This window comes from Novosphingobium mississippiense (genome assembly GCF_044029535.1).
Classification (GTDB): Bacteria; Pseudomonadota; Alphaproteobacteria; order Sphingomonadales; family Sphingomonadaceae; genus Novosphingobium.
The window spans coordinates 1,230,171-1,251,619 of the sequence record NZ_CP147003.1 but is presented as its reverse complement, the minus strand read 5'-3'; the positions used below and the strand labels follow the sequence as shown (position 1 = coordinate 1,251,619).

At 61.4% G+C, this 21,449-nt stretch carries 16 protein-coding genes and 2 pseudogenes; 8 read left to right on the top strand and 10 right to left on the bottom strand.

The features are described 5' to 3' along the window. Positions 1-96 precede the first annotated feature (96 nt). Entirely contained in the window at positions 97-1,038 is a 942-nt protein-coding gene (locus WBP06_RS24000) for a DMT family transporter (RefSeq protein WP_395334676.1), read from the top strand. 553 nt (positions 1,039-1,591) lie between these two features. Here WBP06_RS24000 and WBP06_RS23995 read toward each other — a convergent pair. From WBP06_RS23995 to WBP06_RS23970, 6 genes and pseudogenes are all read right to left on the bottom strand, one after another. Next, entirely contained in the window at positions 1,592-1,969 is a 378-nt protein-coding gene (locus tag WBP06_RS23995; RefSeq protein ID WP_395334674.1) for an NUDIX hydrolase, read from the bottom strand. A gap of 106 nt (positions 1,970-2,075) precedes the next feature. Continuing rightward, complete coding sequence (locus WBP06_RS23990; RefSeq protein ID WP_395334671.1) at positions 2,076-3,641, bottom strand: sulfatase; 1,566 nt, start codon at positions 3,639-3,641, stop codon at positions 2,076-2,078. Positions 3,642-3,699: 58 nt separating this feature from the next. Beyond that, positions 3,700-6,600 (bottom strand): TonB-dependent receptor, encoded by a 2,901-nt coding sequence (locus WBP06_RS23985; protein ID WP_395334669.1) that lies wholly within the window; start codon positions 6,598-6,600, stop codon positions 3,700-3,702. Between the two features lie 459 nt (positions 6,601-7,059). Then, positions 7,060-8,109: a hypothetical protein gene (locus WBP06_RS23980; RefSeq protein ID WP_395334666.1), complete on the bottom strand. Its 1,050-nt coding sequence runs from the start codon at positions 8,107-8,109 to the stop codon at positions 7,060-7,062. A 218-nt stretch (positions 8,110-8,327) separates the two neighbouring features. Then, a pseudogene (locus WBP06_RS23975) lies at positions 8,328-8,606 on the bottom strand (arylsulfatase); the annotation flags it as partial. A gap of 67 nt (positions 8,607-8,673) precedes the next feature. Continuing rightward, a pseudogene (locus WBP06_RS23970) lies at positions 8,674-9,183 on the bottom strand (sulfatase-like hydrolase/transferase); the annotation flags it as partial. 130 nt (positions 9,184-9,313) lie between these two features. Between WBP06_RS23970 and WBP06_RS23965 the strand changes: the two are divergent. Continuing rightward, positions 9,314-9,922, top strand: a complete 609-nt coding sequence (locus WBP06_RS23965; protein ID WP_395334663.1) for a transposase — start codon at positions 9,314-9,316, stop codon at positions 9,920-9,922. 137 nt (positions 9,923-10,059) lie between these two features. Next, positions 10,060-13,740 carry an autotransporter outer membrane beta-barrel domain-containing protein gene (locus WBP06_RS23960; protein WP_395334661.1) on the top strand — a complete coding sequence of 1,227 codons (3,681 nt, stop codon included), beginning with the start codon at positions 10,060-10,062 and terminating at the stop codon, positions 13,738-13,740. A gap of 180 nt (positions 13,741-13,920) precedes the next feature. On the opposite strand, the gene WBP06_RS23955 is transcribed toward WBP06_RS23960, so the two are convergent. Next, a complete protein-coding gene (locus WBP06_RS23955) occupies positions 13,921-14,457 on the bottom strand; it encodes a hypothetical protein (protein WP_395334658.1) in 537 nt (178 codons plus the stop codon). 301 nt (positions 14,458-14,758) lie between these two features. Here WBP06_RS23955 and WBP06_RS23950 point away from each other — a divergent pair, with 301 nt between their 5' ends. Together WBP06_RS23950 and WBP06_RS23945 are read left to right on the top strand one after the other, a co-directional pair. After that, positions 14,759-15,136, top strand: a complete 378-nt coding sequence (locus WBP06_RS23950) for an alpha/beta fold hydrolase (RefSeq protein ID WP_395334656.1) — start codon at positions 14,759-14,761, stop codon at positions 15,134-15,136. Between the two features lie 16 nt (positions 15,137-15,152). Beyond that, a complete protein-coding gene (locus WBP06_RS23945; protein ID WP_395334653.1) occupies positions 15,153-15,524 on the top strand; it encodes a hypothetical protein in 372 nt (123 codons plus the stop codon). 65 nt (positions 15,525-15,589) lie between these two features. Here WBP06_RS23945 and WBP06_RS23940 read toward each other — a convergent pair whose 3' ends face one another. Beyond that, positions 15,590-16,519, bottom strand: a complete 930-nt coding sequence (locus WBP06_RS23940) for a 2-hydroxyacid dehydrogenase (RefSeq protein ID WP_395334650.1) — start codon at positions 16,517-16,519, stop codon at positions 15,590-15,592. A 29-nt stretch (positions 16,520-16,548) separates the two neighbouring features. After that, complete coding sequence (locus tag WBP06_RS23935; protein ID WP_395334647.1) at positions 16,549-17,016, bottom strand: Lrp/AsnC family transcriptional regulator; 468 nt, start codon at positions 17,014-17,016, stop codon at positions 16,549-16,551. A gap of 154 nt (positions 17,017-17,170) precedes the next feature. On the opposite strand from WBP06_RS23935, the gene alr reads away from it, so the two are divergent. The 3 genes from alr to WBP06_RS23920 are packed head-to-tail and all read left to right on the top strand — an operon-like array spanning position 17,171 to position 19,923. Beyond that, positions 17,171-18,292: an alanine racemase gene (gene alr, locus WBP06_RS23930; RefSeq protein ID WP_395334645.1), complete on the top strand. Its 1,122-nt coding sequence runs from the start codon at positions 17,171-17,173 to the stop codon at positions 18,290-18,292. Further along, positions 18,289-19,539 (top strand): D-amino acid dehydrogenase, encoded by a 1,251-nt coding sequence (locus tag WBP06_RS23925; protein WP_395334643.1) that lies wholly within the window; start codon positions 18,289-18,291, stop codon positions 19,537-19,539. The genes alr and WBP06_RS23925 overlap by 4 nt, the downstream gene beginning before the upstream one ends. A 36-nt stretch (positions 19,540-19,575) precedes the next feature. Beyond that, positions 19,576-19,923 carry a RidA family protein gene (locus WBP06_RS23920; RefSeq protein ID WP_395334641.1) on the top strand — a complete coding sequence of 116 codons (348 nt, stop codon included), beginning with the start codon at positions 19,576-19,578 and terminating at the stop codon, positions 19,921-19,923. An 828-nt stretch (positions 19,924-20,751) separates the two neighbouring features. Here the strand turns inward: WBP06_RS23920 and WBP06_RS23915 are convergent. Then, positions 20,752-21,411 (bottom strand): TetR/AcrR family transcriptional regulator, encoded by a 660-nt coding sequence (locus tag WBP06_RS23915; RefSeq protein ID WP_395334639.1) that lies wholly within the window; start codon positions 21,409-21,411, stop codon positions 20,752-20,754. Positions 21,412-21,449 lie beyond the last annotated feature (38 nt).

Sequence of the window (21,449 nt, the reverse complement as noted above, 5' to 3'; positions counted from 1 at the left end):
TGACAATCACAGGCTCTCGTTCTTCCCAGAACGGGAGCCTTTTTCTACGGGGCGCTCGGCGATCGATGCGATTGCAAATGGAAAAGGTCGACAGCGATGACGAGTGAAACGCCGGCGCTCGCCAGCATGCAAATCCCCGCCTCCAAGGCACGCTCGGATGCGCGGTATAGGGATTGGTTGCTGCTGTTCTTGCTGCTGCTGTGCTGGAGTTCCAGCTTCATCGGCATCCGCTTCACAATTGACTATGCCCCGATCGCGCTCGTGGCGTTCTGGCGCAATCTCATCGCCGGGGTGCTGCTGTTGCCGCTGGCATTCATGGCAGGGCCTCTTCCCAATCTGCGGCAGATCGTTGCGCAGGCGTTCATAGGTGTCTTTGCGATGGGAGGGCTGATCCTCGGTTGCGGCTTTGCCATCGAACAGGGGGTGCCAACGGGCATCGTGGCGCTGATGTCCGACATGCTGCCACTGGCGATCGTATTGTTCTCGGTGCCCATCCTGGGCAAGATCATTTCAAGAGGAGAGGGGGTTGGCGTCGCATTGGCGGCCTGCGGTGTCATAGTGGCTTCGACAGGTGCGCTGCGTGTCGGCGAGGCGCCATTGTGGGCTTACGGTCTGCCGATTGCAGGCATGATTTCCATTGCTGTCGTGACGTTGCTGCAACAGCGGTGGCCCTGGTCGAGACTGCCGATCTATCAGAGCCTAGCGATCCAATCTCTTTCCAGCGCGGTGGTCTTCCTTGCTGTCTCGCTCTACGGTGGACGGTTGATGCCACCCGCCGAGCCGAAATTCTGGTACGGCATGACATGGCTGGTGCTTTTTGCGACGATTGGCGCTTATGGGCTCTACTACTTCTGTTTGCGAAAGCTGAGCCCCTCAAAAGTCAGCTCCGTCCTTTACCTGAGCCCGCCCGCGACGATGGTTTGGGGGCGGTTGATGTTCGGCGAACCACTCTCCCTAGCGATGGGGATCGGCCTTGGGATCACCTTGGCGGGATTGGTCATCGTCGAACGTTTTCGCGTGGAGCTAGATCCTGCTTGAGCGCGGCGGGCGGCAGGCGGCTTGTAGGTGCTTTCAAGTCGTCTCGAGGCTGTTATGGCGCAGGACCCGAATGCCCAATGGAATTTGGCAGAGCTGGAAATTGATCTAACGATTGCGCCGCAAACGCAAAGATCGAGGTGACGCTGAGCAAACCGCTTGTTTGAGCATGGCCATGCGCAACCTCAGCCTGTGCCTCATATCAAGAGCTTGCGAGGGGAGCGGTTCGCCTCGTAATTCATGCGCTTGTTCCCACCCAAATCAAAAGGCGACACTCAGCGAAGCGCGGGCGGACAAGTCGGTGCTGTCCGACGTCCGTTCCATCCGGGCGGAGATCCTCCAGGTAAAGTCGTAGCCGCCTGCCAGCATGCCGACCTCGGTGACTCAGGCGCTCTTCGCACTCTCGCCGGTGATGGTGAATGCGTCCCTGCCTTCCCGGCTGAAAGTCGCCACATGAAGCCGGTAAATAGGCTGCAGAATTTCAAGTTCGGGCCTCTGGCACCTCGAGTTGGTTGGCATTGCAGCAATAGGTCTCGGCGAAGAGCGTGAGCAGTTCCTACAGTTGCTTGCCGGTCACCTCACCTGCAGCATCACCCGCGATTACCCAGCGCCGCCGACGAAAGTTCGTTTCTGGCCAGACCTCGAGTTGCGTGCGCACGCGAAGGGGAAATGCATGGATCGGGATGACTATGGGATCGCAGTCCTTCACCCTCTTCAGCAGATCATACACGCCAAATGGCGATGGACTGACATCGCCCAATGCTCCGGCTTCCTCCAAGGCCTCGCGCGCCGCCGAGGCATGAGGCAACAGTCCGCCTACGGTCCCCCTCGGCAGCACCCAACGTCCCTTGCGGCGAGAGGTGACGAGTAGAAACTCAAGTCCGTTCTTGTCGTTGCACCGGTACGGTATCGCCGCGGACTGCACCTTCTTCATTTGCAACCTCGGTCACAACGCTCCCCCACGAGACGCCGATGTGGGGTGCGCCGTCCTTCAGGAGTCCTCGAGTTATCGTAGCGGACTTGCTGACAAAAGTCGGCCCTTAACCGCCGTGCCTTCGTTGCGGTAGGAAGAAGGACGGAGGGAAGGGCGCCTGCCCCGCGCCTGACGGACTGCGCAGTTCGTTCCGGCCTCCCGCATCGACGCTGAGCGGGATCTGCATACCGCTGGTTTCCTCCAGCAGTGTGAAGAGCTTGTGGCTCATCCGTTCAACGAGGGCTTCGTGTCCTGGTTGGGTGAGGAGGTTGTTGTTCTCAGAAGGGTCGTCGGTGAGATCGTAGAGTTCGTCCAGGTCCCAGATCCCGTGGAAGTGGACGTATTTGTAGCGGTCCTCGCGGATGGCGTGAACAGTCGGCGTCTGCGGGAAATTCCGCTCCCAATAGTATTCGTAGAGCAGTTCCTGCCGCCAAGGCGCCTTCTCGTCACGGGCCAGGGGCAGCATGTTGGAACCCGCCATGTAGGAGGGGGCCTCCAGGCCTGCAGCGGCAAGGATGGTCGGAGCGATGTCGATGTTCGCAACAACGTTCTCGACCGTACTCCCGGCGCTGAAGAGGGAAGGGCAGCGTGCGAGCAAGGGTACCCGCATCGATTCCTCGTAGGCCGTACGCTTGTCGATGAGTCCGTGCTCGCCGAACATGAAGCCATTGTCGCCCATGTAGATGATCAGCGTATCATCGAGCTCGCCGCGCTTTTCGAGCAGGTCCATGATGCGAGCGAGACCTTCATCCACCGCCAGCAGCGTTTCCATATAGCGCTTGTAGTAGTCAGCGATGTCGAGATTGCCATGATAGGCATAGTCGACCCCATGCCAGCTGTTGCGCTGGTTCTCAACCCACATCGGGCGTCCCGGCACGCCAGCCTTCATGTTTTCCGGATAGCGGAACACTTCCTTGTCGTAGCGTCCCTTGTGCCGTTCGGCGGGCAGGAATTCGGCGTGGACCGCCTTGTGCGCGAGGTGCATCATCCAAGGTTTGCCGGGATCGCGCTTGTCGATCCAATCGATAGCATAGTCAGTCAGCTCGTCGGTGATGTAGCCCTTCTGCGGCACCTTGCGTCCATCGACGTTCAGGCCGTTTGCGCTGGGGAGGTAAGTCCCCTGACCCTTGAAGCTCACCCAGTGATCGAAACCCGGTTGCGGATCGTCACCCTCGGTGCCCATGTGCCACTTGCCGATGAAGGCGGTATCGTAGCCGGCCTTCTGCAGGAATTGGGGATAGAAGATCAGGTCCGGCGGGATCGGATGGTTATTGTCGACGACCTTGTGCTGGTGGGCATAGAGCCCGGTCAGTATCGAGGCGCGCGAGGGAGAACACAGTGCCGTGGTGACGAAGGCATTGCGGAAATGGGTGCCTTCGCGTGCCAGCCGATCGAGCGTTGGTGTTTCGCCAAAATCCTGGGTTTTCATGAAACCCATCGCGTCGTAGCGGTGATCGTCGGTGAGGACGAACAGGATGTTCTTTGGCTTTATGCCCGGACGGCGTTGCAAGCGAAGGTGCTGCGTTGCGGGCGGCGCAGTCGGCGCCTTCGCACCAGCTGCCCAAGAGTAGAGCCCGAAGGCGCCTCCGGCGCCTCCCAGCAAGATTCCGCGGCGATCTAAGCTGTCAGCCATGTCGTATCTCCATTGATGCAGGCGCTGCGCGGCGCTCTGTTTTCCCGTGTTTCATGGTTTAAAAGGTGACGCGCACGCCGCCGAAGAGGCGTCTTCCGGAATCGAGGTAGTTTGCGGGCAGCCCTGTGGTGTATTCGACGATCTCGTCGCGATCGAGCAGGTTCACCCCTTCGAGAACCAACGAGGCTTGCGGAGTTACCTGGAAGCTGAGGCTGGCATCGAGGGTGCCGAACGCCCGGTTGATCCGCCCCATGGCAGGAGCCACTGCTGCTGAGGCAAGATAGCTGCTGCGCCAGGAATAAGACACTCGGGCCGCTACCGGCCCCTTCTCGTAGTAGCCAATCAGATTGTAGTTGTGTTTGGAAGCTGCCGTAAGCTGGGTGGGATCGCTATTGTCGATGTAGGTGTAGTTGGCGATTACCCCGAGGCCGTCGAGCGGACGGGGCAGCCAAGTGAACGCCTGCTGGAAATAGAGTTCCAGACCCTTGAGGTCCACACCCGATCCATTGACAAGCTGACTGACTGTGAAATCGGTCTGGATGGTCGTCGTGCCCGTAGTCCGGATGTAAGAGACGGGCAGGGATTGAATGCTGATTTCACGACGGATCAGACTTTCCAGATTCTTGTAGAATAGCGAGGCGCCGACCAGCGCATCCCGTCCGAAGTAGTATTCCACCGTGGCATCGACGTTGTTCGCCCGGAAAGGATCAAGATAGGGATTGTTGCGCGTAACCGTCAGGGCGTTGCCATTGGCCGTTGTGGTGGGCGAAATGTCAGCAAGGTTCGGGCGGGTAATCGTGCGCGAGGCAGAGAAACGCAATTGCAGCTTGTCCGTTGCCTCGAACTTTAGATTCAGGCTGGGCAGGAAATCCCAATAGGAACGCTTGACCACCAGCGGGGCTGCCGCCGGTACGCGCGTGGTCATGCCCGTCTCGACTTCCACCGTGATGCCGTTGAGATCGGGGCTAACCCCGGATGTGGTCTGGCTGGTCTGCACTGCACGCAGGCCAACGTTGCCGGTCAGCTTGCCAAAGGTCAGGTCCGCCCGTCCATAGAGCGCAAGCGTCTTTTCTTTGACGTCCAGAATGCCCGTGGCGTCGTTGGTATATGTTCCCGCGGCAATCAGCTGCTCTTTGCTGAAATTCTTCACAAAGCTCCTTGCATCAGAGCCCAGCCAATATTGCGGAAACGATGCATCGCCGCTGTAGCTGCCAAGGAATGACCCGGAACCGGCACGGATCGGAATCATGAAGGGAGCAGCGCTGAAGGAGCCTGCAAGCGGCCCCGCCGGAAGGCCACCATAGAGCTGGGATACGCCGGCAGCTGCGATTGTCAGCGTCTTGTTGTCGGCATAGACAGCGCGATCAGTGTATTTGACGCCAGCTCGCAGCGAAGTCACGCCGCGGTCGCCAAGATCGCGCCGAACATCCAGCTTCACGTCCCGCAACCGGTCTTTGGTTTCGCGGTCGAGTTCGCCGTTCAGGCTGAGCAGCCGGAAGTTGGTGGCATCGAGTTTGCGCGTGTCGAAGCCGTCGAGATAAGTGATGCTAGGGATCGAGTCTCCGGGCTTGGCGACGACTCTTACGGTGCCGGTGATGCTGTCGGCAATGTTCAGCGTGTTGCGAACCTGACGAGAACGTTGCTCAGATCCGTCGAGGACCACTGTCCAGCCGTTGCTCTCGAACTTCCCGCCAGCAACGAATGAACGGATATAGCCGTTGCGGTCCTGGTAGCGCCCGCCATCACGCAAATCGATATTGCTGACGGTGAAATCGGTCGCGGTTTCCACGCCGTCCAGGATCTCCGTCTTCGATGCGATCACGCCGCCCGATCCTGCGAAATTCTGCCAATTTTCTTGGCGCACAGCCTCTACCTTGACCCGTGTGTAAAACGCGTCAGCGTAGAGTTCGACATGGTCGCTGGGCCTGAACTGCACCGATGCGATTCCGCTGAGACGGCGGTTCCTCTCGGTGAACATGTCGTGGATGATGAGGCCCGGTATGCGTACCAGCTGATTGGGATCGATGCGACCGTCGCCATTGAGATCGTCGGCGCCGCCGCCCAGCGGCACGCCCTGCGCTTCGGTTACGGTGTTCCAACCAGTCTCGACCTGATGGGTCTGAGGCCGTCTCTCAGTATAGGATCCCCCGAGAGTGATCCCCAACCTGCCGTCTAAAAAGCTATCGGCAAACAATCCGGAAACGCGCGGCGATACCTTGCCGGAATTGCTTTCGTGCTCCGCTTGTGCCGAGAGCGTGACCACCCGACGGCCAATGTCGAGCGCGCGCGGGGTGCGGACGTTGACGGTTCCGGAAAGACCCCCGTCCTCGAGATCGGCGGTCGGAGACTTGTAGACTTCGAGCGTGCGCACGAATTCGGGAGGGAGCGCAGAGAAATCGAATGAGCGCGTGAAGCCTGCGAAAAGATCGTTCAGTGCGTTTGGCACGCTGCGCCCATTGAGCGTCACTAAGGTGAACGTGTCAGGAAGGCCGCGGATGTTGACGCTGCGCCCTTCGCCGCGCGTGCGGTTGATCTGTACGCCGCTGATCCGCTGTACCGATTCCGCAACATTCACGTCCGGATATCGGCCGATGTCTTCGGAACTAATTACGTCGACGATGCTGTCGGCGTTGCGCTTGATTCGAACTGCTTGTTCAATACCGCTACGAATACCAGTGACTACAATGTCTTGTCCCGGTGCTTCACCCGATGTGGGCAACGGTTCTGCGGTCTCTTCCGGAACCACACTGCGCTCATCGATCGAATTCGCGACAGCTTCGGCCGGAGCGAAAAGGAATGCCGATACTGCAGCACCGATCAGCCACGTTGACTGGCGGAATGGTCTGGCTGGGGCTTTGTTTGTGTTGGGAGTGGTTCGGGGGTTCACCGGCAGTTGCCAGCGAATGACGGGCGCCGACGGAGGCCCGGCGCGGCTAGCCGCGACGACTGAGAAAGACATGACTATCCTTTGCACGCACCATGACTCCAGTCCGGAGTCTGCATTTCTGAAGGGAGGGACGTCTGACGCTGTCGTCTCGACAAGTGTCACAAATATCGTTGAAAAATTTCAACTCACCACAGGAATTCTTGTCCCAGGGGAAGCGCTGCTTGCGACTCTGCGGTCCTCCGGTTCGATCGCAAGACGCGCCGCTGTCGGTCGATCCGAAGCGATCAGGCGTCGGCCAGGAACAGGATCAAAAACAACTTCGAGGCCGACGTGCGCTTTGACTATCGTCGTAGTCATTGTGAGTATTAGTAACAATATTGTGTGGATCATGGCGCCGGTCTAACGCCCATCGTTGGGCGTTGGTGCAGTCGGCGCTCGTCCAGTACAGGCTGAAGGAGTTGCTCGTTGTTAAGCGACGGTGAAGTGCGGCTCTTTTTATGCTTGCCAAGTCGCCGCGGACATTGGCCCGTTTCATTTTTGCGAAATTGTGACCGCTTCGAGGTCTCCACCGGTCAACGCAAATCCCGGCAATGCATTCGAAGGGTAGTCGCCGACCGGCGAGCCTCGATCGATTCCGACGTCGAACGTCTCATCGATGGTGAAATAGGTAGGCAGTGTCATCCCCAACTTGCCCGTGCTCTCGTTGTGTTCATCCACGCTTAGCGTGACTTGCGCGCCGTTGGCGAAGCCGGGGCCTTGATTGGCGATGTCGACGTCGATCTTGTGTTCGCCGGCCGTGAGCGGATCGGCGCTGCGCAAGTCCAGGGTCTGGATGTCGTAGGCGCGATAGCGGAACACGGCGCGGTGGTCGGCATCGATGAAGATCGTCCAGCCTGCCGATTCCCCGCCGACGGCGGCCACGACGCCTTGCGCAGCCGGGTTTGTTCGCACAGTCGCCGAAATTCCCCATGAGCGGTTCTGCACTTTGGGCAGGGCCGTCTCCGGTATGCCGACTGCGCCGGCATGGTAGGTCGCCTGCTTCATTCCCGCCGAAAGATCGGGAAGCCCGCGTCCGAAAAGGCGAGGCCCGGAGATCGGAAGGACCTGGTTGGCAGCGGCTTCCTGCTGGAAGAGGCGCTTCATTTCCTCCAGCTTTGCAGGCTCCCGCGCGGCCAGGTCGGTCGATTCCGAAAAATCGCTGCGCAAGTCGCAAAGTTGCCAGGCGTCCTTGGCGGGATCTGTGTCCTGAAGCGCCACCTTCCACGGCACCGGGCCGTGATTGGCCATGGCGAACCATCCATCGTGATAGATCGAGCGCTGGCCGAACACTTCGAAGTATTGGGTGGTGTGCCGTTCGGGAGCCCTCGGCGCGTCGAATGTGTACCGAAGGCTGACGCCGTTCATCGGTTTCTGGGCAATGCCATTGACGCTTGTTGGAGCGGAGATGCCGACAATGTCCAGAAGCGTGGGAACAACGTCGTTGATGTGGCCGAACTGGCTGCGCAGCCCGCCCTTGTCTTTAATGCCCTTGGGCCAAGTGATGACCATTGGATTGCGAATTGCGCCCAGGTGGCCGGCCATGGATTTCCCCCAAGGGAACGGCGTGTCCGTGGCCCAGGCCAGGCGGCATTCACGTGCGCATAGGCGTTGCGGGTGCCGATATCGTCCAGCCGCGCGTCGGTAATCGGCGGTGCCGGAAATCCGATCAGGCCGCGCAAGTAGTTGAGAGTACCGGCGGTTCCCCCTTCCATGCTGGCGCCATTGTCACCCACGAGATAGACGATGACGGTGTTGTCGTACTGGCCGCTGTCCTTTAGCGCCTGCACGACCTTGCCGACTTGCGCATCCGTATGGGCAAGATAGGCGGCGTAAGCCTCCATCAAGCGTGAGGAGAGCTTCTTCTCCGCGTCGCTGAGGCCGTCCCAGGTCGGAAGTTCAGCCGGGCGAGGGGTAAGCCTGGCGTCCTTTGGAATAACCCCAAGGCGCTTTTCCCGCGCAAAGATTTCTTCGCGAAGCCTGTCCCAGCCCTGGTCGAATTGCCCGCGATAGCGATCGATCCATTCCTGCGGAACCTGGATCGGTGCGTGGATGCCGCCGGTTGCCAGATAGAGGAAGAAAGGCTTTTCCGGAGTGACCGTGCTGGCGACGGATCCAGTCGATGCTGTGCGCGGCCAGGTCTTCGCTCAGGTGATATCCCGTGCCCGGTGGGCGCATGGTCGGTGTGGTGCCGTTGAACAGGGTGGGTTCGAACTCGCTCGTCTCGCCGCCGATGAAGCCGTAGAACGATTCGAACCCCTCGCCGGTGGGCCAGCGGTCGAACGGTCCCGATGGCGACATTTCCCAATCGGGTGTCTGGTGCCACTTGCCGAAGGCTGCCGTGCTGTAGCCGTTTTCGCGCAATGTTTCCGCGATCGTGGCGGTATCCTTGCCATGATAGCCGCTGTAGCCGGGGTGCGAGTCCGCCGTATTCATGACGGCGCCTATGCCGGTGGCGTGGGGGTTTCTGCCGGTCAGCAGTGCGGCCCGGCTCGGCGAGCAGATGCCGGCGGTATGAAAGCGGTTGAAGCGCAATCCGTCATGCGCCAGCGCATCCGTGTTCCCTGATTTTCTTTCGTGCGGGAACCCGAAAATTCCTTGGCGGTGCTGGGCCGGCAAGTGATCTTTCGTTGCTGCTTAAGTGTGGCGCTTCGTAATCGTCCGCAAAGTTGGACACTGCGTAATTGATTTAGCCACCCTCCTGGATGCTACGAAGTCGCCTTGGCGCTTCAATGCAGGAGGGTGACCGATGCCGATCTTTGCTGGTTTGGATGTAAGTGACAAGACCACCCACGTGTGCGTAGTCGATGCGGACGGCGTGGTTTTGAAGCGCGACGTAGTAGCCAGCGATCCTGATCTTCTCGCCAAGTGGCTCGGCAATCACTGCCCAGGTCTGGCCCGTGTCGTACTCGAGACCGGACCTCTATCGACGTTCTTGTATCATGGCCTCAACGAACGGAGCATCCCGGTCGAATGTATTTGCGCCCGTCATGCGAAGGGCGTGTTGGCAGCTCGCGTGCACAAGAGTGACGTGCATGATGCTGAGGGGCTGGCACAGCTTGCTCGAACAGGCTGGTTCAAGCGGGTGCACATGAAGGCGTCAGCAACGCACATCGACCGAGCTACCCTGCGCATTCGCGTTCAACTGATCACAACACGCGTGGCTATGGGTAACCAGCTGCGCGGACTCCTCAAGTTGTTCGGCCTGCGCCTCGGTGCTGTGCGCACGCCGGGGAAGAGGCGCGAGCGGCTCACCGCATTGTATCAGCAGCGACCAGATCTCGAGCCGCTGTTCGCGCCCTTGGTGACTTCCATGGAAATCATCGAAGAGCAGCTGCGCGCTTTCAATGGTAATTGACTCAGGCCGGGATCGCCCCCCATGACCGAATTCCGGCGCGGTAAAGACGGGAAATTCCCGGCGGCTCGGCCTCGGTAATTTCAGCCGCGCCTAATCCCCAAAATCCCCGAGGGCCACCCTCCCATCGCTGTGATTGAATGAAACCCCTTGGCGGCGACCCTGTTGTGCGGCCGTTCCAGAACTATGCGCTGCAATCGCTTGGTCTGCCCGGCGTGCTGCCTCCAGGAGGGCCCATGGCTCGATCAATTCGCCTCCACCTTCTCCTGACCGGCAACGTGTCTGCCGTTGCCGTCATCACTTGCCTGTCCGTGGAGGCCGCGTTTGGCCAGACTTATCCCGCTCCCGTCATCACATCCGGCACGGATCTGACTTACGAGCAGTACTACGATGGCAGCGTCGTTCCGATAGGGACGATCCAGGGCACGGTGACAATTCACCCGGTGCCGCCCTATCCAGCCCAATTGGGCGGCGCGGGCGTGAGCGTTTTCAGGGGCGCCGTCGTCACGATCGACCCGAACCTTGGCACGGCGGGACAGATCGCCGTCACTTCCGACTATCGCGCAGGCGCGCCCAACGACGCACTCTACATCGCGAACGGCACGGTCCATATCGTCGCCAGCAGCGCTGGCGTGCTCTTCACCGGCAATGGCGAGAGCGTGCATGGTCTCTACATGCCCGAAGCGTCGGCCGGCCCCTCGCTGCTGGAAGGCGCCAACGCGACATTCGTGACCAACGGAGATCGGGCGGACGGCTTGCGCATCTATGGCGCCAATTCCACCGTAAACCTCAAGGATACGAATATCTCTGTCCAGGGCCGCATCAGTTGGGGCCTGCTGTCGTGGGGTGGCAGTCAGGCAACGCTGACGGACTCGAACATCACTGTAGCCTCGACCATCATCACAACGACACCCGCGAACCTGGGGGCAGGTGGTGTGATCGTCTACAATGGTTCGGCAGCCACACTGAACGGAAACTCGACAGTCAACACCACGGTTGACGGCAATATCGGCCTGAGAGCCGCATCCGGTGGTTCCATCAGCACCAACACCGATCCGTTGGTGGCGGGCACCGTCTCGGTCAGTACGACCGGAGCGGCAGCCCATGCCGTGAAGATCGAGACCGCGACCGGCAACCTCAACCGACTGTCGCTGTCAACCACGCAGAACGCAACCTATGGCCTTCAAGTCTCCGGTACGTCCACGGTGACGGGCGGAAACCTGGCCGTGAACACGCTGGGAACTTCAGCCTATGGCATGTGGATTTCCGGCAGTTCCGCCGTGTCGCTCACCGGCGGGTCGATCACCACGCAGGGCACGACGGCCTACGGCGTGCTGTCCGGATCCGGTGCGGCGACCGTCAATCTGACCGACTTCGCAATCGCCACGCATGGCGCCACCGCTTACGGCATCTATGGCTGGACGGGCAGTACCACCAATTTTGCCGGCGGAAGCGTGACAACGGATCAGGCCAGCACTCCCGGCATCTACGCCAACGCAGGCACGGTGAATCTCCTGAAGAATGCCGCAGGAACCGGCGCTGCGATCACTACCTCGGGCGCCAATGCCTATGGCGCGCGCATCACCAATGGCGGCAGTTTCAATGCCACGGGCGCCACATTGCACACCACGGGCAGCGGCGCCGCAGGCATTCTGTTCGACGCGCCGGAGACGTTGGCGATAGCGCCCGGCGTTACCGCCACGCCCCCACTGCCTGTGCTGCCGGCGACCACACCGCTGCTGGATCCAACCGCGCCGCCGCCCGCTCTCGCCATAGACACGCCGGAACCGGCGGCGCCGTCGTCGGCAGGGGTCAGCGATGCCGGCCCGACTACCTTCAGCCTAGGATCTGCAGCCTATGCGCCCGCGAGCGGCGGATACAACATGGTGCTCCACGACACCTCGGTCACGTCGGACGCGAACATCGCTTTGCGGATCTACGGAGGCATCGCCAATGTCGATCTGACGGACTCGACGCTGACCGGGGCTACGGCTGCGGTCTATTCGACGGCCAGACCGGTCACTGGTGGACAACTGGGCGCAACGCTCACTCTTGATGCAAACCATTCGGTGCTGAACGGCCGCGTGGCGACGGACTCATTCAGCACGACAACGCTGAACATGAGCAATGACAGCACCTGGCATGTCACGCAAAGTTCGAACCTGACCAATCTGTCGAACACCGACAGCCTGATCGACTTTCCGATAACAGCCGCCTTGGTCGCGGCCCCCACCGACAGTGCATCCTACCGCAGCGTCACGGTTGCCGGAAACTATGTGGGCAGTAACGGCACCTTCGCGTTGAATACTTACCTTGGGACCGATGGTTCCCCATCGGACAAGCTCGTGATCGACGGCGGTACGGCAACCGGCACGTCGGCGCTGCGCATCGTCAATTCCACGGGCCCCGGAGACCTGACGACCGGCAACGGGATTCTTGTCGTCGACGCGATCAATAACGGAACAACGGCGAACGGCGCGTTCCGCCTCGGCGGCACGGTCATCGCGGGACCGTACGAGTACCTGCTATATCGGGGCAGCGTCGATGCTAGCGGGCCCGACAGTTGGTATTTGCGTTCGACGCTGGACTGCTCCGTCCCAGGCGCGCCTTCTCCGCCTTGCCCAACACCGACGCCAACACCGACGCCAACACCGACGCCAACACCGACGCCAACACCGACGCCAACACCGACGCCAACACCGACGCCAACACCGACGCCAACACCGACGCCAACACCGACGCCAACACCGACGCCAACACCGACGCCAACACCAACACCAACACCAACACCAACGCCGACGCCGACCCCAACCCCAACCCCAACCCCGACGCCAGATTACCGGCCGGAGACCTCGCTCTATGCGGCCGCGCCTGGCGTCCTGTTGAACTACGGTCGGGGACTCATCGACACGCTCCACGAACGTGTAGGCGAGGAAGAGCAGCTAAGAGGCAGCTCCGCGCTGGGGATCGGCAGTTTGCTCAACGGAGTGTGGGGGCGTTTTACCTATCGCGAGGCAAACGCAAGGGCCACCCGTGGCGGCGCGCTTGCTGTAGGGCCGACGTACAACTCGGATTACTACGCATTTCAGCTGGGCCTCGACCTCTATCGCAATGAGGAGAAGCAGGCGGACGGCCGGACCGGCAATCGCGACCACGCCGGCATCATGGGCGCGGTGGGCAGCACCAGCACAGATGTCGAGCACCACCTGCTCAACCTCGCGATTCCAGCCGGAAGCATCAAATCCGACAATATCTCGGTCGGCGCCTACTGGACGCATTTCGCGCCAAACGGCGCCTACCTGGACGGCGTGATACAAGGCACTTGGTACAAGCTGCATATGACGCCGGCGATCCTGCCGGAAATCAAGACGAACGGGTTCGGATTTGCCGCTTCGCTGGAGGGTGGCTATCCTTTCCACCTGAGCGAGGACTGGCGGCTGGAGCCGCAGGCACAGTTGATCTACCAGACGCTCGGCCTGGACAGCTTCCAGGATATCGCGGCGGACGTGCATTATCGCAACCTCAACTCGCTGGTCGGGCGGGGCGGCTTGCGACTGGCAAGCAGCGGCCGAGGCCAGGGCTGGATCCGCGCGAACGTCTGGCATGAATTCCTCGGCAAGGCGGAAACCGACTTTTCCTCGGCACATGGCGACGTTCCGTTCCGCGCCGATCTGTCGACCACCTGGTGGGACATCGGCGTGGGCGGCTCCATCCAGCTAAAACCCAGGCTCACCCTGTTCGCTTCCGGCGATTACAACCGCGCATTTGATGGCGATTTCGATGCCGTAGAGGTTCGCGGCGGGCTGCGATTCAATTGGTGAGCGACGATAACCGCGAACCGTCGACTTTAGGATCGCCAATCGCCATGGGTCTCGGTTGAGGTGTTTGGCGATCCGCTTCGACCGATCCGGACGACTGCATTAGGTGAGACCGGACGTTGATCGGCGCGAATTGGAACGATTGGGTTTGGGTCGGGAACTGCACACGTTTGCGATGTAGTCCTAAGCTCCTGAAGACAAAAAGATCAGGCACGCCACAGCAGCTAACGCGAAAAGCGCTATCACGAGGCCCAGCATTTTGGGCGAGAACTGTTTGTGCGTCGTGAACGGAGGGCCAGCCTGGTCGGCAGAGCGTCCGCCGGGTATTCTCGCCCGATCTGGGGCGCCCCAGTAATCGGTGGGGGATAGCATATCCGGACCGCTTACCTGGCTTACAAGCGCAAGCCTTTCAAACGCGACCGCCATCCTTTGCTCGTCGATGTATCTGCCGATCGCTTGGCTTTCCAGATCATCGTTGGCGGATATGGGCAGTCGTTGGAGGAGCCGGCCGATCTGGGCATCCAGATCATGCAACCGGTCCATCGCTTCCAGCACGCTGCGCCTGTCGCCCTTTCTCAGAGCAAGCTGAAGGCGCGTGAGCGATAGGCTGTTGGCCCGGCAGATCTGCAAACCGAGATGAATATCCTTGTAGGGAACAGCCTCTTCAGTACGGGGAATATCGTGATCTCGGCGCTCGGGTGAACAGGTGCTCATAGTCATCTCCGCTTTTCCATGCGCCTGCTGAAGCGAATAGGCGCCTTTGGAGAGACGGGAAGCGGTCTGAGATTGACTGAGCGCTCCTCGGGCCAAGACGGTGTGAATGCCGAAGCGCTTCTCGAAGGACACTGATCAGACGGATTGCGATAGGCGGATAGGACATGGCAGGGAAATCGGCCTCGGCGCAGATACGACCTCTCGACCATCGCGAGCAACGCGTGCCATCATCGATGCATGAGCAACCTCGAAGTGGCAGCGAGAAGTCTACGAGAGCGACGTCGCAGCGGAACACCGACAGTCGCTTATGTCATCGAAAGACGATCTAATCGCCCAGGCTCGCCAGCGTAACGCGGGTCGCGAAGCGGAATTGATCGAGTCTCTCGTGGACGCCAGGCTTCATACTCACCCTAACGCCTTCGAGGTGCTCACACCGCCAAACCCGGACTGGCACCACCTTGTTCGCGACATGGGCGTTCCTACGCTCCTTCTGATTGGAAGTGGTGGTGTTGTGTCGGTAGACACCGCAGCCGAGCTGCAGCGCCTTAATCCGTTGTTACGCTACGAATTGATCCCGGATGCAGGCCACGGCATGCCTTACGATGTCCCGGAACGGGTGGGTGGCGCTGTATCTGCCTTCGCCGCCGGTACCGCCGCCATCGAATACGGTGCTATCCCCATTTGATAATCGAAGTCGAACGATGTCAGACCGTTTCGTCCAGGGTGACGGAGCGCCGGTTCCCGCTTGTCTGCCGCCCCAGTGGAACGTCGACAGTTTGGTCATATCCAGTCAATCGGCGCGTACGCAGGTGGCAACTCGTTCTCAAACCGCAGGCGATCTGGCCGAGATCGCCGACGCGAAGGCCGACCGCATCACTTCTCAGCACAAGTTTTTCCGCGAGTGGGAATGTGACCATTTCGCAGATCTGGGCTGGTGGCGTCACACTGGGTTCAAGCAGGAAGGACTCGAGGAATTGCCGGGTCGGCGTCGGGCGGTACGGCGAATCTCGCCCGCGATGCAGGCGAGGATGTCCGGCGTTTCGGTCGTCTTCGGCGTGCGCACGATGTTCTGACTTTTGTCCGCGCCTGGCAGGGCGTCGCCAAAGCGCGCGACGCGGCCGTTCACGCGTTTTACGCTCTAATAGCCCCGTCCACGGTCAACCTCGCCGCGAAGAGGGCTGTCGGCCAGGTGCCCGCGCACATTTTCGATCAGCGAATGCACGGCCGTTTCGATGCGCGTGACGCCGGCGATATGCGGCGTGATCACCACCCGCGGATCGCTACGGAAGGGATGATCGCGCGGTAGCGGCTCGACTTGCGTGACATCGAGCATGGCGGCGGAGATCTGGCCCGATTGCAGGGCCGCAGTCAGGTCTTCTTCGATGAGATGGCCGCCCCGCGCCGCATTGATGAGACGCGCGCCGTGCGGCAATTTGGCAAACAGCTCCGCCGAAAGGATCCCGCGCGTGTCGTCGGTCAGCGGCAGCAGGCAGACGAGAATGTCCGTGCCGGCCAGAAAGGCGTCGAGCGCCTCGGCGCCCGAAAAGCACTCTACGCCTTCGATCGCGCGTGGACTGCGATTCCACCCGCGAAGGCGGAAGCCCAATGGCGCCAACATGCGCAGCGATGCCCGGCCCAGTTCGCCCAGACCCATCACGCCGACGCTGCGCTCCTCACAAAGCAGCGTCGGCAACTGTGTCCATTCGCCGCGGCTTTGCGCCTCGCGATAGAACGGCAGGTCGCGGTGCAGGGCGAGTGCGGCGGTGGCGACATATTGCGCCATTGTCGTGGTGATGCCCGGCTCAATCATGCGGACGATGCGCACATGATCGGGCAGGCGCGACAGGTCCAGCTGATCCACGCCTGCGCCGATGCTGAACAGCACTTCGAGTGCCGGCAGCGAGGCGATCAACGCGTCGGTCAACTGCCACGCGACGAGGTAGCGGATGTCTGCCGGATTGCCGATCTCCGGCCAGTTGCGGAATTCGACTGCGGGAAGGGCGTGGCGGAATTCGGCCTGCCAGAGCTGCCCGCGTTCTTCGGGGCCGACGTGGAGGATCGCGGTCATCTTTGGGAAAATCCTGATTGGAAACCGCTTTAGCGGTTGATTCGTTTGGGCCGCAAGGCATCGCGCATTGCGAAGCTGGAACTGATGCGCGTCACGCCGGGCAGGCGGGAGAGCACTTCGCCATGGATCGCCTCGTACGCGGCGACACTTTCGGTGCGCAGGCGCAGCCAGTAATCGACGTTGCCTCCCATCAGGAAGCATTCGCGGATTTCGGGGCATTGCCGCACGGCATTTTCGAAGCGGGACAGATAGTCCTCGGTCTGGCGCTCCAGCGTCACCTGAACCACTACGTCTACCCCGCGCATATCGTCGTTTTCCGGCCCGGTAATCACGGTGTAGCCGCGAATGACTCCGCGATCCTCCATGATGCGGATACGCCGCAGGCAGGCCGAAGGCGAGAGGCCCACTTCCTGCGCGACTTCGGCATTGGGCTTGCGCCCATCGAGCCGCAGGACGCGCAGGATCGCGCGATCCACATCATCGGGAGTCCATGGCATGATCTATCAAAACCTTCGCATGATGGCGCCAAATTTCGCATATCGTAGCGGATCGTGCGAATAATTGGCAGCCTATTTGAAACAGGGTGCGATAGCCTCGCTCCATTCCGGCGCCCGTCCAATTGGGAGATGACCGGTTGGGAAAGGAACGATCGTGGTTGCAGGAGCCCGCCTGACAATCGACCTTGAGGCATTGGCCGCGAACTATCGGCTGATCCGCGACCGCGCGGCGCCGGCCGCCGTGGGCGGCGTGGTAAAGGCGAACGGTTATGGCCTTGGTGCGGCGGAGGTCGCCCGCACGCTGATCGGCGAAGGCTGCTGCCATCTCTTCGTGGCCTTGCAGAGCGAGGCAGAGGTGCTCGTTCCCGAACTTCCCGCCGATATCCCGGTCTATATCCTCAACGGCCTGTTGCCGGGCGGCGAGCGGGCCTGCGCAGCGTTGGGTGCGATCCCTGTGCTCAACTCGTTGGACCAGATCGAGCGCTGGTCGGCCGAGGCGGCCACGCGCGGCGGGCAGCTGCCGGCGGTGCTGCAGGTCGACAGCGGGATGTCACGCATGGGCCTGCCCGCAGACGAGATCGAGCAGCTTCTGGCCCGCCCCGAACTGCTTGGGTCCATCGACCTGCGGTTCGTCATCAGCCACCTTGCATGTGCAGACGAACCCGGCGATGCCGCCAATGGCGCGCAGGAAGCCCGCTTCCGCGCGATCGCGGCGCATTTTCCCGGCGTTCCGCTCGCGCTCGACAACAGTGGCGGCATTTTCCATGCGCGCGACCATTTCGATCTCGTGCGCGCGGGCATCGCGCTCTACGGCGGCGCGCCGCATGGCGAGGCACCGAACCCGATGCGGGCGACCGTCGCGCTCGAAGCGCGCATTGCTCAACTGCGCACGATCCCGGCCGGAACCGGCGTCGGCTACGGGCTTACCTTCCAGACCACGCGCGAAACCCGCATCGCCACCATTCCGGTGGGCTATGCCGATGGCTGGCCGCGTTGTCTGGGCAACCGGGGCGCTGCCTATATCGCCGGTATTCGCGTGCCGGTTGCCGGGCGCGTATCGATGGACAGCATCACGCTGGACGTGACCGATGTGCCGGACGAGCACCTCTATCCCGGCGCACCGGTCGAACTGCTGGGCCCGCACCAGAGTATCGATCAGGTCGCCGCCGACGCGGGCACCATCTCCTACGAAATCCTCACCCAACTCAGCCGCCGCTACGAACGGGTCTATCTCCCCGCCGCCGCCAGCGTGCGCATTCGGAGCATTGCCCCATGAAGATCGCCATTCTCGGCAGCGGCGTCATCGGCGTCACATCCGCCTGGTATCTGGCCGAGGCCGGGCACGAGGTCGTGGTGATCGACCGGCAGGACGGTCCGGCGCTGGAGACCAGCTTCGCCAATGCCGGCGAGATTTCGCCCGGCTATGCCTCGCCCTGGGCGGCACCGGGCATTCCGATGAAGGCGGTGCGCTGGCTGATGATGGAGCACGCGCCGCTGATCCTGCGCCTCCATGCCGACATGGCGATGCTGCGCTGGCTATTCGCGATGCTGGGCAACTGCAACGCGCGCGATTATGCGACCAACAAGAGCCGCATGGTGCGCCTTGCCGAATTCAGCCGCGACTGCCTGATAACCCTGCGGCAGGACACTGGCATCACGTATGACGAGCGGATGCAGGGCACCCTGCAACTGTTCCGCGAGCAGAAGCAACTGGACGGGATCGGCAAGGACATCGAAGTCCTGAAGGCTGATGGCGTGCCCTTTGAAGTGCTCGACAAGGCCGGCTGCATCGGCGCCGAGCCGGGGCTTGCCAGCAGCGCAGCGCCGATCGCCGGTGGCCTGCGCCTTCCGAATGACGAAACGGGCGATTGTTTCAAATTCACCAACGCCCTTGCCGCGATGGCCGCCGCCAAGGGCGTGCGCTTCCTCAACGGTACGACGGTCAGGCGACTGGTCGAGGAAGGCGGGCGTATCACCCACGTCGAGACCGATCAGGGCAAGCTGGCGGCGGACGCCTATCTCGTCGCCATGGGCAGCTTTTCCCCGCAGCTGGTCGCGCCGCTGGGGATCCGCCTGCCGGTCTATCCGGTGAAGGGTTATTCGCTGACGGTGCCCATCGTCGATGAGCCGCGCGCGCCGGTCTCCACGCTGCTGGACGAGAGTTACAAGGTGGCGATCACCCGTCTGGGCGATCGCATCCGCATTGGCGGCATGGCGGAGATTTCGGGCTTTTCCCGCGCTCTGCCACCCACGCGCCGCGCCACTCTGGAACATTCGGCGGGCACCCTGTTCCCCGGTGCGGGCAACATGGCAGAGGGCAGCTTCTGGTGCGGATTGAGGCCGATGACGCCGGATAGCACGCCGGTGATCGGCGCGACCAAGGTGCCGAACCTGTTCCTCAACACCGGGCACGGCACGCTGGGCTGGACGATGGCCTGCGGATCGGCCCATGTCATCGCCGATATTATCGGCGGTCGCCAACCGGCCATCGAAACAGCCGATCTGGCGATCAGCCGCTACTAATCCCCAAATCCTCTCTCTCTCTCGGAAGGACCAGACATGACCATTACCCGCATCGACCAGGGCCCGCGCATGAGCGAGGCCGTGATCCACGGCGATACCATCTACCTCGCCGGCCAGATCGGCGCCCCGGGGGAGAGCGTGACCGCCCAGACCAAGGCCGCTCTGGCCGAGATCGAGGCGTTGCTGGTGCAGACCGGCAGCAGCAAGGACCATCTGCTGATGGCGACGATCTGGCTGGCCGACATGAACGACTTCGAAGAGATGAATGCCGTCTGGGATCCGTGGATCGCCGGCCATGCCGCCCCGGCGCGCGCCACCGGCGAAGCGAAGCTGGCGACGCCAGAGTACAGGGTGGAGATCATCATCATCGCCGCGAAGGCTTGATCAGAGCAGTTTCCGTTCCGAAAGCGCCCCAGTCGGTGGCGGACGTTCCCGTCACCCCATCCGGTTCATGGAGGCCTGCCGATCGCCATGATCGGCGGGCCTCATTGTTTGCGGGGAGGGGCGATCATCGACTTAGCAGAGGGGCGCCAGAGATCAGATTCGCGGAAAGCATGTCCGCGACTCACCGCGCCATCGTCCGGGCGATGCGGCGGCGGCCGACCTTCGCGGGCTTGGCCAGGGGGCGGGGTGCTGTGGCGATCGCGGAAGATTCGAGTTTCGCAATAAAGGCTTGCGTCGGCCGTTTCCGCGGCATCCGGGGGCGGGGCAGGGGGCCAGAAAGTCGCCGCGAGGGCATTAACAAAATTGATTTTATAGAACGATTCTTGTCGCGTGTTTGTGCGAATTGCATTAATGTGACAGCATAAAGGTAATAAAAATATACGGGAAGAGAGTCTGATGGTTCTCGCACGATTGGTTGCAGGCGCCTTGGCGTTGGCGGTGGCCCCGAATTCGACATCGGTCGAAAAGTCGGATGTGCCCCAGCAAGTTGTCGATCAACTGGCACCGGTATCGCAACCGGCTTACGCGGCCTATGCACCCAGTTGCAGTGCGCAGTGCGGTTGGGGAGCTTTGCCCTTCGCCCGATAAGGCCAGCCTTGGCCGCAATCCCCTGATTTGAACGCGTCTCCCTGACTTGGGCGGTATGGTTCCGGGCAATTTCGTGTGACGGGCCGGTATCGTAAGATGCGGTTTCTGCGAGTTTTCAAACGAGCACTTTGCAGCGCAGTCTGATCGCTGCATTGGCGCGACCGTGCGGTCGCGCCCACCTCAGCCATCCTTCAGCGCGGCGACGATCATGCGCGCACTGCTTTCGGCTGTGCGTACCGCATCGAGCCTTGGCGCAGAGATGCTGCGATGGCCCAGCCCGAACAGGCATCCCAACAGCAGTTCCGTTGCGCCGGCCAGATCGTCACCTTGCAGCGTGGGGTTCGCAGCGCGCGCGAATTTGCCCAGATAGTCGCGAAACTGGCCGCACATCTCGCCGATCGTCTGGCCGACGCGATCGTTGCGATAGCCTTCGGCGATAATGTCGAACGACAGCGCTTCCTCCTTTGTGTCGATGACCTGAAGGAACAGTTCGGTGAACGTTTCCAGCACCGTCAGCTTGCCGCTTTCCAGTCGGCCGCGCAGTTCGTCCAGTTCCGCGATCTTCTCTTCGAAGTCGGCGCGCACGATGGCTTCGATGATCTCACCCTTGCTCTTGAACGAGCGGTAGATCAGCCCAACCGACATGTCGGCGGCCGCCGCAAGTTCCGCCATGGAAGTCTGGTGGAATCCCTTGGTGGCGAAGAGATCCTTTGCCGCGATGCGTATGCGTTCCGGGCTGGATGTCTTATGTTGCGGTGCAACCATATTTTCTTCTCTGGCTTCTTTTTTCTTGAATTCTCTGTGGCACATTTCTAGTTGCGTCGCAAGGTGAATGAGCATTCATTCACTGGCCTCCCCCCACGATCACATCGGATACA